At 45.4% G+C, this 13,825-nt stretch carries 15 protein-coding genes; 5 read left to right on the top strand and 10 right to left on the bottom strand.

What is annotated here, in order from left to right:
- Window positions 1-21: 21 nt before the first annotated feature.
- The 4 genes from E6W40_RS29480 to E6W40_RS12415 all read right to left on the bottom strand — a co-directional run bounded on the left by E6W40_RS29480 (window position 22) and on the right by E6W40_RS12415 (window position 2,993).
- On the bottom strand, window positions 22-186 hold the full coding sequence (locus tag E6W40_RS29480) for a hypothetical protein (RefSeq protein ID WP_168928905.1): 165 nt from the start codon (window positions 184-186) through the stop codon (window positions 22-24).
- 249 nt (window positions 187-435) lie between these two features.
- Entirely contained in the window at window positions 436-1,800 is a 1,365-nt protein-coding gene (locus tag E6W40_RS12425; RefSeq protein ID WP_136605738.1) for a sensor histidine kinase, read from the bottom strand.
- Window positions 1,797-2,495: a response regulator transcription factor gene (locus E6W40_RS12420; protein WP_136605737.1), complete on the bottom strand. Its 699-nt coding sequence runs from the start codon at window positions 2,493-2,495 to the stop codon at window positions 1,797-1,799. The genes E6W40_RS12425 and E6W40_RS12420 overlap by 4 nt, the downstream gene beginning before the upstream one ends.
- A gap of 117 nt (window positions 2,496-2,612) precedes the next feature.
- A complete protein-coding gene (locus tag E6W40_RS12415; RefSeq protein ID WP_136605736.1) occupies window positions 2,613-2,993 on the bottom strand; it encodes a PepSY domain-containing protein in 381 nt (126 codons plus the stop codon).
- Window positions 2,994-3,431: 438 nt separating this feature from the next.
- On the opposite strand from E6W40_RS12415, the gene E6W40_RS12410 reads away from it, so the two are divergent.
- From E6W40_RS12410 to E6W40_RS12390, 5 genes are all read left to right on the top strand, one after another.
- Complete coding sequence (locus E6W40_RS12410; protein WP_136605735.1) at window positions 3,432-4,166, top strand: YheC/YheD family protein; 735 nt, start codon at window positions 3,432-3,434, stop codon at window positions 4,164-4,166.
- A gap of 94 nt (window positions 4,167-4,260) precedes the next feature.
- Window positions 4,261-5,352, top strand: coding sequence for a glycosyltransferase (locus E6W40_RS12405; RefSeq protein ID WP_136605734.1), 1,092 nt, complete (start codon window positions 4,261-4,263; stop codon window positions 5,350-5,352).
- A complete protein-coding gene (locus tag E6W40_RS12400; protein ID WP_136605733.1) occupies window positions 5,352-6,320 on the top strand; it encodes a C40 family peptidase in 969 nt (322 codons plus the stop codon). The genes E6W40_RS12405 and E6W40_RS12400 overlap by 1 nt, the downstream gene beginning before the upstream one ends.
- A gap of 434 nt (window positions 6,321-6,754) precedes the next feature.
- Complete coding sequence (locus E6W40_RS12395) at window positions 6,755-7,849, top strand: glycosyltransferase family 4 protein (protein WP_246072980.1); 1,095 nt, start codon at window positions 6,755-6,757, stop codon at window positions 7,847-7,849.
- A gap of 169 nt (window positions 7,850-8,018) precedes the next feature.
- Window positions 8,019-8,696: a M14 family metallopeptidase gene (locus E6W40_RS12390; protein WP_136605731.1), complete on the top strand. Its 678-nt coding sequence runs from the start codon at window positions 8,019-8,021 to the stop codon at window positions 8,694-8,696.
- Window positions 8,697-9,038: 342 nt separating this feature from the next.
- Here the strand turns inward: E6W40_RS12390 and E6W40_RS12385 are convergent, their stop codons facing one another.
- The 6 genes from E6W40_RS12385 to E6W40_RS12365 form a co-directional block, all read right to left on the bottom strand.
- Window positions 9,039-9,467 (bottom strand): TVP38/TMEM64 family protein, encoded by a 429-nt coding sequence (locus E6W40_RS12385; protein WP_136605730.1) that lies wholly within the window; start codon window positions 9,465-9,467, stop codon window positions 9,039-9,041.
- Entirely contained in the window at window positions 9,464-10,636 is a 1,173-nt protein-coding gene (locus tag E6W40_RS12380) for an MGDG synthase family glycosyltransferase (RefSeq protein WP_136605729.1), read from the bottom strand. Before E6W40_RS12380 ends, E6W40_RS12385 begins: the two co-directional genes overlap by 4 nt.
- An 89-nt stretch (window positions 10,637-10,725) precedes the next feature.
- A complete protein-coding gene (locus E6W40_RS29475) occupies window positions 10,726-10,896 on the bottom strand; it encodes a hypothetical protein (RefSeq protein WP_168928904.1) in 171 nt (56 codons plus the stop codon).
- Between the two features lie 241 nt (window positions 10,897-11,137).
- A complete protein-coding gene (locus E6W40_RS12375) occupies window positions 11,138-11,761 on the bottom strand; it encodes an undecaprenyl-diphosphatase (RefSeq protein WP_136605728.1) in 624 nt (207 codons plus the stop codon).
- A 113-nt stretch (window positions 11,762-11,874) separates the two neighbouring features.
- Window positions 11,875-13,281, bottom strand: coding sequence for a HAMP domain-containing sensor histidine kinase (locus tag E6W40_RS12370; RefSeq protein ID WP_136605727.1), 1,407 nt, complete (start codon window positions 13,279-13,281; stop codon window positions 11,875-11,877).
- Complete coding sequence (locus E6W40_RS12365; protein WP_136605726.1) at window positions 13,278-13,688, bottom strand: winged helix-turn-helix domain-containing protein; 411 nt, start codon at window positions 13,686-13,688, stop codon at window positions 13,278-13,280. The genes E6W40_RS12370 and E6W40_RS12365 overlap by 4 nt, the downstream gene beginning before the upstream one ends.
- Window positions 13,689-13,825: the final 137 nt, after the last annotated feature.

Below are 13,825 nucleotides of genomic sequence, written 5' to 3'. Positions count from 1 at the left end.
TCGCTGGCACAGATTACGGAGTTACATCAACCCAGAAGAAATGCCGCTGTATAATCTGTCACCGCTCTTAAACGCTGTAGCGGCGGGTCTACTCGGAACCTCCTGGGATTGGATTTCAGGCAGTATAGCTTTCGCCATATCACGCGGGCCTTGCAGATCGTTGTTGTAAGCGGTTTTTCTCAACATCTGCTTTCCCAACATGCTGAGTTGACCTGTTTCCTTTCGAAATCAGGCTGGTTGGGTAGCCCAGGGATATACTCTCGAATCCCTCCCGCCTATAGCGGGGATACCGTATTACCTAACACGGCGCACCCTCCGGCAGTAATAATGTGGTCGCGCTCCGGTCATGCTCAGTGATGACCCAAAATTTCACTCCGTTACTGCTGGTATATGCTGATAGGTGCCATATACTACACGGCCGAAGGTGACGATCGCTCAGCCCGCATCTTCCTGCTCCACAGGCAGATGCAAGATAACCTCCGTGCCCGCGCCCACTGCGCTTTCTATGCGGATCTTCCCATGGTGCTCGCTGACGATCGATTGAGCGATCGGCAGACCCAGTCCGGTTCCCCCGGTCTTACGGTTTCTAGAGGAATCAACGCGGAAAAAGCGTTCGAAGACATTTTCGATATCCTCCTGCGCAATGCCGATCCCGTAATCTTTGACCCTTATGATGGCATTCGCCGCCTCCTTTGTTACATAAATGTCGATGGATCTTTCGCTGTATTTCAACGCATTGTCGATGAGAATGAGCAAGAGCTGTTTCACCTTGGACAGATCCGCTTCGATCTCTATTTCCCGGCAATCCGAATGAAGACGGATATCATCCTTATGAAGCTGCTTGGCCAGCGAAGATACTTGCCTGCAGCAGGCCACCAGATCAAATTTCTCAAAGACGATATTTTCTTTCTTTTGGGAGGAGGCAAGGTCCAGTAATTGCTGTGTCATCTTCCTCAATTGCTTGGATTCCTCGTAGATCGCCTCGACGGACTCAACCTGGATTTTCTGATCGCGCGTCCCCCAGCGCCGAAGCATATTGGCATATCCTTCAATAATCGTGATCGTCGTATTTAACTCATGCGACGCATCGGAGACGAATTGCTGCTGTTTATGAAAGTTTTCCTCCAAACGCTCCATCATCCGGTTGAACGTTTCCGTCATATGAAAGAGTTCGTCGTTTGATCGGCCTTGCGTCGGAATTTTTTTAAATACCAGGCTGCTTTCGATTTCTTTCATCGTAATAATACTATCCGTGATCGGCTTAAACAGCGTTCTCGACAGTATTAGCGCCCCGCCAACGCTGAGCATGACTGCGCCGAGCGTCGCTAAGAACAGAATCATCACCAGCAGGTTTATATTGGATTCGAGGGTCTCCATTTTCTCTGCAATCTCCAGGACGCCAATGATCTTGTTGTCTGACTGTATCGGGATTCGAACGACTAATATTTTCTGATCGTTGATAACGAGCAGCCTGGAATCGTTCATGGAAGAAATAACAATTTGATTGAAATCGATGTCCGGTTCTTGTTGATAGACTTGAACGACCTTCAAATTCGGCGTGAATACCCGGATCGCCGAATCTTCGGGCAGATAGCTCAATATTTGACCGTTCTGTTTCTTGTCCAGCATAACAGAAGGTCCGATTTTCCCGATAATCTGCTCCGACTTGTTGCGCAGCAGTTCGATCTCGTTGCGCGTGGCCATTTGAATAAATAAGAAATAGATGCCGATATCTACACAGAGCAAGATGAGAATGACCAATATGGAAGTGAGTAGCGTGAATTTGGTCCTAAACTTCAACTGTCCTCCCCCCTGACGCAGAAGCCCACACCGCGTATCGTATGGATAAGGTTAATATCAAAATCCTGGTCGATCTTCTTGCGAATGTATCGGATATAAACGTCGATGACGTTCGTTTCTCCTTCAAAATCAAATCCCCAGACATGGTTCATGATCTGTTCTCTGCTCAGGACCTGGTGTTTATTTTCCAACAAATACAAGAACAGATCGTACTCTTTGGGCGTAAGATCGATCCTTTTTCCTTCGCGTTTAATTTCCCGAGTCATTTTGTTCAACGTAAGATTATCGATCTGCAGTAATTTTGCCTGTTCTTTCACCTTCGGTTCTACGGAGCGATTGCGCATCGTTGCCCTCATCCTGGCGAGCAGCTCTTCGATCTCGAATGGTTTAGTCACATAATCGTTGGCTCCCTGGTCGAGCCCCGATATCTTATCCGGCGTCGTATTCCTCGCGGTCACGACGATGACTGGCGTATCTATATCGATCTTCCTTAATCTTCGCAATACCTCGATTCCATTCAATTCGGGCAGCATAATATCAAGGAGAATAAGCCCCCATGCCTTCGACAGCGCCTGCTCCAAGCCTTCTTTCCCGTTATCGGCTATCGTAACCACATAGCCTTCATAGGTCAGTTCCAATTCGAGAAGCCGAGCGATTTTGGGCTCATCCTCAACGATTAACACGTCTTTGTTCATTGTGAATCCCCCTTCCGTCTTTTTATTATAAGTAAAAACCGCTTCCACCAAACAGATCTATCCCGGCAGAACGGGCAAAAAGCCTAAGCTTTCGCTTAGGCTCTTTGGAAAGTCGGTTCAGTCGTTCTCGGGAATGACCTTGCCCGTCGTGGCGTCTACCGTAACTTCATGCTGTGTTCCCGCAGCGTCTTTGATCTTAACGGTATAAGCGGCTACGCCGTTTTCCGTCTCCAACTGTACGTCGGACACCGTTCCTGCCGTTTGCTTCAAGGCTGCATCGATACTCTGTTGCTTCGTGATAGAAGCCGCTTGCGCACCGTCGTCGTTTACTTCTTTATCGTTGTCCTGCTGGGTTTGAGCTTTTTGGACTGGCGCTGCCGAAGCGGGAGCTGTAGCATCCGAAGCCGCTGCATCCGTAGAAGGCAATAAGGCCGCTCCAATAATTCCTCCTCCAGTAAGAGCAACAGCAAGCGCACCTACCATCAGTTTCTTGTTCATTGTGAATTCCTCCTTCAAATTTAACTACAGTCTATATTATAGACCGCGTACTTTAGACGATAAGGTGAGTAAGATTAGAATTTAATGAGGGAAAATCCTTTGCCACCAAATTATCGTCCTCCGGTCAATAAGAGTTACAGAGAATGTCATTTTGCAATAAACTAAAAGTTTTTTTGCTAAAAGAATGTTTGCCTTCTCATGAACATCCGCCGTTACCCTTACCATGCTCCCTTTTGAGCTACCTCTAATGATGTAATACGAAGGTTTGAACTTAGTGGCCTTCGCTAAACGTCGTTCTTGTATATCTAAAATTAATATCCCCCAGAGATAATACAAGACGACCCAACTTAAGTTTAAGAAACGGACAGGAACCCAGATCCAAAATGACCCAAGGCACATATTCTGGTTATAGTTGAACTCCTGGAAGGTGGGGATAAATTGGGAGGCTATGCGACTAAATATAATGTAAGCAAATCCTTGCTTCACAACGAGGAGCTTCGCCGGAATGTTCCCGAGACAAGGATGTTTAGTAATTCGGTTTTAAAGACATTGTTAGATAAGTACAACATGGTTTATGTCAAACCTAATAGCGGAACCGGAGGCAAGGGTGTCATGAGGGTTGAAAGGCTGGGGCTAGGCAGCTATAAATACCAACTGGATACGTCAGCTAGAACCTTCAACTCCTTCGATGGTTTGATTCAATCCATTAGTAAAATGACCGAAAATTGTCCTTACGTTGTTCAACGCGGAATTAATTTATTACGACATCGCGGTCACCACTTTGATCTGAGGATCATGGTACAAAAAAATCCCGAGGGAAAGTGGGAAACGACCGGTATCATTGGTCGTTTAGGACATCCCCAAAAAATCATAACGAATGTATGCAAAGGGGGCCGTTCCAAGCCGATTGAGCTTTTATTAAAAGAGCATGTAGCAAACATTGCCGAATACACAAATAAGTTGAGAAACTTAGGGTGCCAGGCTACCATGCAGTTAAACAAAACGTTTCCTAAAATTAGAGAGATTGGTCTGGATGTCGGCATAGACCAAAATCTAAATCCGTGGATATTGGAAGCGAATCCCCAACCCGCAATTTATGGATTTAAAACCTTGAAGGATAAGCGTATATATCAAAAAATGTGTCGTTATCAAAGAGCGTACGGCCGCCGTTAATCAGTCGGTGTAGTTTTAAGCCCTTCCCTGCAATGAAGAGTTCTCATACTATACACCATCTTGTATGATTCAGATGAGTCGGGGATGGTGAGAAATGAAAGTTTTAATGCTGGTATCGCGGTTGAATATTGGAGGAACCGAAAAATATATTCTTTCTCTCTCGCAAAGTTTGTTAACACATGGGGTTCAAGTCGGTGTTGCAACTGATGGAGGACCAATCGCAAACACATTTCAAAAAGCTGGGATTAAGCTTCATAATGTGTCAATTGAAAAAAACCTAAAACAAATATCCTTATTGTCTTCGATCGTGGCCAAAGAAAAGTATAACCTGATCCACGCCCATGATTCCAAGGCATTTGCTCAGGCAGTAGCCTTATCTCAACAGTATAAAATCCCTTTAATTGTTACTATACATGGCACTTATCATCGACGGGCTGCCCTATTATCGGCAGCAAAAAGTTCCAAACGCCTGATTTCGGTTTCACCAAAACTGACCAAATGGTTGGTGAATCATAACATTCCTAAGGACAAGATCCAGATGATTCCTAATGGAATTGACATCGCAACGTTCCGTCCTGCGGCGAATAAAAACCGTTGGAGAAAGGCGCTCCATTTACCGCAAACCGCCCAAATTCTTGTATACGCTGGAAGATTTTCGTCTGATAAATATCCCATAGCCAGAAATGTTGTCTTGGCAGCGGAACAAATCGCTGAATACAACCGTCAGTTTTTAGCCGTTCTAGTTGGTCCCGGGCCTTATCGTTCAAATCTGGTTCAGCTTGCGGATAAAGTCAATCGTCGTCTTGGTCGAACAGCAATCATTATTCGTCCTCCGATGTCTAATATCCAACATGCCTATTATGTCTCGGATGTTGTTGTAGGAACGGGACGCGTGGCACTTGAAGCAATGGCATGTGCAAAACCGGTCATTGCTGCCGGCGTTGCAGGGTACTGCGGTATTGTACAGCAGAAAAATATAAATAAGATAATTCAATGTCATTTCGGGGACCACGACGCTATTGCGCCGATCACACCCGAAAAACTATCGTCAGACATTAACAGCCTATTAAGAAATCCAAAAAAAGCCCGTACTTTAGGAAAATTAGGCGTTACAACAGTAAAACAGAGATTTTCTATAGAAACCATTGGTTCTCGAATAATTCAAATATACAAGGGGGACAACTGATGACGACTACAAATTTAATCGTAACCCTCACTTTATTTCAAAAAGATTTTTTCACACGTAAAAAAAGAGTGTTTACGAACATCGGCATAATCACAAGAAATACATTAAACTATTTGCCGCTAAAAGATGTAATGGAAATATTGGAGTATGATACTTTAAAAAACTGCACAAACAGCATATTGATAACAGACGGTTCGGAGCTCGTGACAATTCCCCAAAATGGTGCGATCGCAAAAAGAGAAGGTGTCTCCTTTCGAATTGATCCTTTAATCATGATAAACAAGGAGCGTTTCATTAGTCTCCGTTCTGTAAACCGGCTTTTAAACGTCGATTTCTTGGTTAACAGGAAAGCTAAGCGTGTATCCATACGGCAACCTGGTCGTTTCATCATCACGATAAAAGGCGACACCTTCAAAAAACTATCCAGATTGCTGAATACTTCGGTAAAAAAGCTTCTCTCTGTCAATAAAGATTTAAAGGAACCGATTCCTCCCGGAATAAAAGTAACGATCCCAACGATTGATTTCGATGCAATCCCCCAAAGAAAATCAACCGGAATGGCGAAAATAAAACAAGAACCGGAAAAAGCTCCCGCAATTATTGCATTAGGTAGAAGCCTGATCGGGACTCGTTACCAGTTCGGTGCTGGGCCGTATCCCAGAAGCAAAAGATTCGACTGTTCTTCCTTTACTCAATATATATTTGGTAAGAATGGAATTGTATTGCCGAGAACTTCTAGCTCACAAGCTCGATATGGTCGAACGATTACCCAAAAAGATATCGAACCAGGGGATTTAATCTTTTTCAGAAGAGATCGCTATTCCGATAATCGGATTGGTCATGTTGGCGTCGATATTGGGAATGGCAACATGATCAATACCTACCAATCGCCTCCCGGTGTCACCATTACGAAATGGAGAAGTCCATATTGGCTGAAACGATATGTAACCGCTCGCGAGATATTATAGAGCAAAGCAGAGCTTCTTTAGAGGCTCTGTTTTGGAATGGCATTCAGAATTGTTGGTTTTTCAGATTCTGCGCAGATGGGTTCTCTCCTGTGAGTTTAAAGTTTTTTTCACTAGAGTGACTTGATTTAGATGAGGTTGATTAGCAACAGGCTGATTCGATGCAAGGGCTTGTACGTTACCTGAAATGTCGCGGGCGTGCAGTAACAAAGGTTCTCAGCATATGTAAATACTGATTTAAGATCCTTTTCAGTGCAGTTTTTGAGAATTTACGGGTATCCGGAATATGGGAGCGAACATCATCGTTGCCAAGGAGTATTTCAAACCTGAGAGGTTTCTATTGATTCTTCTAAGACGCTAGAATATGCCAATCTCAGGGTATTTGAATACATCATAGAGAAATGCATGGAACTAAAACGTCCGGCCAGATCGGAGGAATGAGATTGAAAATACTAATTGTAGCACCGGAGCAAATTCCTGTCCCTGGGACAGGTTCTGTAGAGATTTGCATTTTAGCCATTTCAAAAAAGCTTGCCGAGCATCACCAAGTAACTGTGGTGAGCAGAGCATCGGGAAATTTGGCTTCTCATAGTAAAGTTGTTGATGGAGTAAACATATTCAGGGTAGCTTCAGGGAGCTCAAAAGTGTATCTGTCGTCTGTGTTGCGTTTTCTACGAAATAAAAATTACGACCTGATTCAAGTAGATAATCGGCCTCATTATATGGCTGCCATTAAAAAAGCTCGACCGAATACCAAAGTAACCCTCTTCTTACATTCACTCACATTCGTTCCTAAAGCTCAGAGTGTACAGAATAGCTTGAACCATGCTGATATTATTATTGCAAACAGTAGCTCATTAAAGAGCAAACTAACCAACCGCTTCCCAACTCAGGCACACAAAATCCGTACAGTTGAACTCGGGGTAGACGTTAATAGGTTTAGACCGCCAAGTGAATCTGAGCGTACAATCCTTCGGGCTAAGTATACTATTGGTAAAACATTTACTATTCTGTTTGTAGGGCGGGTTATTCCGCGCAAGGGAGTTCCTGTTTTGCTTAAGGCAACCCATCTTGCCAATCAACAAGTCCCCGTTCACCTTGTTATTGCTGGGAAGGGAAAAGACTCCTATATGAAGAAACTTCGCGAGCAAGCATCGAAACTTGGCATTCCCGTGTCTTGGATAGGGAAAAAGAAACATTCGGAAATCCATAAAATTTATCAAATCGCTGACTGTTTTGTGTGTCCTTCTCAGAAGCACGAGGCCTTTGGGTTAGTTAATGTGGAGGCAATGGCTACCGGTTTACCAGTTATCGCATCACGTATCGGCGGCATCCCCGAGATCGTAAAACACGGCAATAACGGCTATCTCATCGATAAATATCACGATCCTGCACAATTCGCAGAATATTTAGTTAGATTAGGAAAAAACAAAGAGCTTGTTCGTACATTGGGTGATCATGCACGAACGAATGTTCTTAGTCAGTTTACATGGCGCCAAACAGCGACAAGGCTAGAAACCATATACCGATAATTTCTTGGGACAGATTAGTTCCGTGTTCCCTGTTCAATCAATATTAGGATAATTTAGCCGCGAACAAAGACAGTTAATCGAAATCTTAATTTGCAGCTCGGTTTAAACTCCTGCCTGTACAAATTCTATCAAATCAACATAGTATATGGCAACGGAGGTGGTTCAAAGTATGCTAACTGAAAAACGTAAGCTTGCAAAAGGCACACCGTATGAAACATGGCTTCATCTGATTCATGGCGGACTGCCTGGTCCTAATGTTATGATTGTGGCTGGCATCCATGGTAAGGAGGTCGGTAGTATCCGTGCAGCCCAGGAGCTGGTCAAGCAGTTGAAAAATCAGGAGCTAGCCATTAGACGTGGGACATTGATTGTAGTCCCCATTGCGAACCAGCCTGCCTTCAAAAAAAGAGTGCGCGGAAATCCAGATCTTAATCGTACGTTCCCGCACGGATCAGACCGAAGGGCAACTCATGAGATGTCCCGCGCATTGTTCAAAATTATGCAAAACTACAATCCGGACTGGTATCTAGATCTTCATGAAGCGAATGGCTTATCATCGAAAAGCAAGGACGTTCTCGGCCAAACGTTAATCACGAACCCAAGTAACGCTGCAGTTCCCACTGTCCAGAAGATTATCAAACAAATAAACGCGACCTCCATCCCGCCCTCCCATCATTTTCACATCCGCTTACACAAACTTAAAGGTTCTTCCCGTACTGCAGTAGCCGAACATTTTCATGCAAGATCTGTAACAGTCGAAACATGCTGGAGCCTTAAAATGAATACAAGAATTGAATATCAAATGCTAGTGATCCGACACTTCCTTAGAGAAGCGGGTCTACTGTAGAAACAGAAAGGAATGCTTTGGTTTTGAATTCCTTTATTCCGCCTAATGTACTAAGTAAAGCTCGAAAACAGCACCTATCAAAGTCTCCAACAAATGAATTGCAGTCCATTTTTGAGCTCCTTCGTGATCGCCGGTGACTCCTTTCGACCGTGACGGATCGCATTGGCTGCCGCTGCCTAGATAAAGCGGCGATTTATAAAGTTTGGTAAAAACCTCCTCCTTCAGCAATGCCGAGTGACCCTTTCAGAGCTGAAAAAACCAACCCCAGTTGGATTGGTTGTAGGGTAGGTCTTTTTGAATGGATACGCTAATCTATTCATCATGAATCCCAATAATCTGCAATCACGGCCAATAACATGAGATTAGAGTACCGTTCTTTGGTCCCTTTACTCTACCTTTAACCTCGTTGGTTCCCAGCCAATCCTTCATTTTGACTAGATACGGTTCAACCCGCGTCCCCGCAAAATATGAAGAGAACGATCGGGCAAGCCAATAACCCAAGGTGGCTCCGATAATACCGGATGCCCACAAACAGAGACCTCCCCAATAAGGCCCATAGATTTCCAGCAGCATCACAGCGGTTATTTCCCCTGGCAGCGGCAGCACATTGAGCAGGGTTTGAAACAGCAGCACAGCGACGAAACCAAGAATACGATATTGGCGTATTAGCGCGATGATTCGCTCAGCATCCCCTGTTCGAAGCAAATAAATAATGTAGATTACCAAGCCTATCAGCAGCAAAAATCCGATCCATTTCAGCGAGTATTTCATGTTTTGTAGACGGCCGACAGCTCGTAACCCGAACTTGGATCTTGACGATACTGCATCGTCGACAAGATATCCTTTACGATCAGCTCGCCAGCTGCTCCTTGGTGGAATCCGGCCATTTTCCCTTGGATCCGGTCGGATAACACCGGTGCCTCAAGAAATAGCTGAAGCTGTTCCGCAAGCTGACGGACGTTGGATGAAATCTGGGCAATGCCGTTATTCTTAAAATACAAGGCGTTTTCCCTCTCCTGGCCTCCAAAGGGGCTCAAAATAAAGATCGGCAGCTTCAGGACGACGGCCTCGGATAAAGTAATCCCGCCGGCTTTTGTCACGATGCAGGAGGACGCAGCCATCAGATCTTGGATGTCTTTTACGTATCCAAGGATCTTCACCTGTGGATGTTCGGGATACAGCGATTTTAATTTGTCAAAGGTATGCTGCTTACGCCCGCATACGACCGTGATTTCGCAAGATTGCTGGCCAAGCAGCAGAGATATGAGCTCGGTGAGCTGCTGGAACGCCGTAAATGCGCCTGCCATAATCAAGATCCGTTTGCCTTCGGATCCTCCATAAGTAACCTTTCGAATCGGAGATTTTTCTCCTATATTATAAAATTGGGGGCGGACAGGAATGCCAGTGACGCTGACTTTCCCAGCCATGCAGACATGATTTTTCATCATCAAGTCTTTGATATCGTTTGTGGCTACGTAATATTTATGCGTATCCGGATGTATCCAACGTGAATGAAGAGCGTAATCGGTAATGACGGTAAACGTGCGAGCGTTGTAGTCGCATTCGCGTTGCGACACGTCGCCAAATGGAAAGGTGTTGATGATCGCATCTGGTCGGAAACGGCCGATCGTCTCCAGCATCTCTCGTCTGACGAATCCGTTCAGGTATCGGTTCACCGGGCCGGATGGATTGGAACCCCTGGTCATGTAATAGCTCCAGCCATAATAATCGAAGCCCAGATGAGACGAGAACAGGCTCATTTGGTACACCTTCGAAAAAAAGGAATTTAACACAGGGTGCGCTTCCTTCATGAGATCAATGATTTGCACCTGGTTAACCTGCAGCATATGAAAATAATGCAATAATGCCGAGGAAACCTGCTGATGGCCGTCTCCAAATCCGGCTGTCAAAATCAATATTCTTGGGTGACGGGTAGGCATGCTTGTTCCCTCCTATAGATACAACAATTTAGCGCGGCAGTTTATTTTTAAAGCCAGATCCGGCCAGGATCTTTGCTCAAGACTCGACCTTAATTTTGCTGACATGAAATATCCTTGCCGGGAACGACCAGAATATGCCCCAAAATAAACCACTGTTCTTCCTCGGAAAGGCCGGAACGTTGAATCAGTTGACGAATTTTTGTTTCCAAATTATGCATGGACTCCAAAAACAGATCCCTATCCTGTAGCTGGTCATACATACTTCTCACTCCCCATCGATAATTTCGCTGTTGAATTTTCATTTATGGCTGTTTCCACAGATTTCGGATCGGTTCGCTGCCTGAGGTTCGGCCAAGATGCGATAACCCATACAGTTCTTCCAGTGTCCGAAGAACATTTAAATGGGTGATGTTTTGGCGGAATGAGGCTTACAGACATGGCCCCCACAATGATGGTCGGAATATGATTTCCGGCTGCTGCTGTAATCATCTTCGTCCCAGGTTACTTCCCTGATTGGATTTGTTCTTCCTTGGTCACGTTCCGGGGCAATATCTTCGATTCGTATTTTTCATACCATCCGAGACATGCTTTAAACGAACGGGAAATGAACGAGAAGCGCTCTGCAAGGCGGTGCACCCCTGCTGCAACTATGATACCGATCAGCGCCCCACCCAATACGTCGAACGGATAATGTACACCTGTCCATACCCTAGAGAAAGCAATAGCAGCAGACAAGAGCAGCCAAACGATTCCTTCTTTTCGGCGATATATAACGAAAGATGCGGCAATGGCAAAAGCTCCGATGGAGTGATCGCTTGGAAACGACGCGTTGGCCGGATGCGATATCAACTGCAGCACCGTATGGGCTACAAAAGGTCGATCTCGGTAAAATAGATGGCCGATCACCCAGCTGATCCCAAGCCCGATGACAACGGAAACGACGGACTCCGCTACCATTTTTCGATTGCTTTCCTTACGGCTAAACCAATAGACCAATAGACCGACAAAAAATAAATAGAATGCACGCTCCGCGAAAAAACGCATAACAGAATTCAGGGAGGATGCGGATCTTCCCCACTCATTAATGAAATGAAACAGCTCATAATCGATTTGACCGATACTCATTTCTCATACTCCTTCTGCTTTTTCTGATCTGTTAACGATAACGATCGGTGGAAATAAGCTTAACGCAGAATAATGAAAATTTAATGAGAATCAGCCTTTCGATTGCACCGTCATTATAATGATACTGCCGGGAAAGACAAGATTACGCGGGTTCCTTCGTCTTCGACGCTGGTGAGAGCAATTTCGCCCTGATAGTGCTGAATGAGATTTTTGGCGATCGCCAGACCCAGGCCGGTTCCTCCAATTTCTCTGCTGCGGGCCCGATCTACACGGTAAAACCGGTCGAAAACATTCTGGATCTCAGCCGTCGGTATGCCGATTCCATGATCCTGAACGGATATGCGCACCCGGTTTTTTTCTTCATAACTGCGAATGTCGATTTCTTTATGATCCCCTGAATATTTGATCGCATTTTCAATGACGATAAACAGCATTTGTTCCAGGTGAAGCGGGTTGATCCTCACCAATTTGCCGGTACCCTCTCCTTTCATACGGAAAATGAATTCCGGATACAGATCTTCCATCCGGTGGAGAGTTTTGGTCAGAAACGGTTCAATCCGGATCTGTTCAATATGATTGGTAAAGATCGAGGACTCAGCCCGTGACAGTGCCAGGAGCCCTTGAACGAGCCCTTTAAGTCTTCGGACTTCCTGAAGCGACGCCTCCAGCGACTCCTCCAGGATAGCCTGATCCCTTTTTCCCCACCTGTCCAGCAAATTCAAGTGGCCTTCCAGAATGGTGATGGGCGTGCGCAGTTCGTGCGAAGCATCGTCCACGAACTGCTTCTGCTGGCGGAAAGACACTTCCAACTGGTCCATCAGCTCATTGAACAGGCTCGCCAGCTGCGATAGCTCATCCCCGTTTTCGATATTTGCGACTCGTTCCTGAAGACCGTTTTGCTTCACATTTTGAATGGTGACGGCAAGCGCCTTAACCGGTCGTAAAAACTGTTTGGCGATCGCCCAGCCACTGGTGGCGCTAATGCATACGGCCAAAAAGCCCCCGATCACCATGACCCACAGCAGCGTAACGTTAAAATGGTCGAAGGTCTCGAGATTCGTTGCAATTTCAATCGTTCCAGTTTCGTTCTTGATCATAAGAGGAGATCGGTAAACAAGAATATGGTCCTCCTCATGCCACACATCCTGCAAGGAGCTAATTGTGCTCGGAAGCGGTGTGATCCACAGCGGATTAAAATGGTCCGTAGCCAGCAGGAGCTCCGTCCCATTTTTATCAATTAGGCGAATCATTTGATTTTTTCCTAGAACATTTCGCATATAGGAGCTTGTTTCCGGTGACTGCAGCAATTCCCCGTTAGCCGGCTGATCCTCCAAATAAACCTGGACCTGTGACATCATGGCATGAAGCGCGTCCTGCTCCTGGTTCAGCATCCAGTGCTTCAAGACCAGGTACTGGGCAAAGTTGTACGTGGCGAACAGCAGAAAAATGAGTAGCGTTGAGCCAATCGTCAGCTTCCATATAACAGGCAGCCGTTTGAGCCAATCGGTCATCCGTTTCATGGCCGCAACACGTATCCCATTCCGCGCACGGTCTGGATGACGCTTTCTTCTCCGGGAACATCCTGCTTATTCCGCAAATACCGGATGTAAACATCGACCACAATCCTTTCCACCAGCGAATCGTAGCCCCATACCAAGTCGAGCAGCATATCTCTCGTTTGGACAAGGTTTGGATGCTTCATAAACACGGCCAACAAGTCGAATCCACGCTTAGTCAGTTCGACAGGGTTACCGCCACGGGTAACCACTCTGGCATCCAGGTCCACAGTGATATCCCTGAATGTCAGTATTACCCTATCCTGGTGATCCTGCAGCTCGATCCTGCGGAATATCGCGCGATGCTCAAGTTCCAGCTGGATAAAACGCACAAGGCTTTTTTCGTCTTCTATAATAAGTACCCGTTTCATTGATATCTCTCCTCCAGATTACAGTGCGAAGACAAGTATATTCAAATACCATGAGAAATCGATGAGAAGATAGGTAATGACGCTGGTAATGTCTACTAGTTTGAGTCAACCCCTGAAATTGTAAACAAATAATGATA

The sequence above is a fragment of the Paenibacillus dokdonensis genome (genome assembly GCF_004916975.1).
Taxonomy (GTDB): Bacteria; Bacillota; Bacilli; order Paenibacillales; family Paenibacillaceae; genus Paenibacillus_AQ; species Paenibacillus_AQ dokdonensis.
Note: the sequence above shows the minus strand (reverse complement) of the source record. Positions and strands in the feature narration are given on the sequence as shown.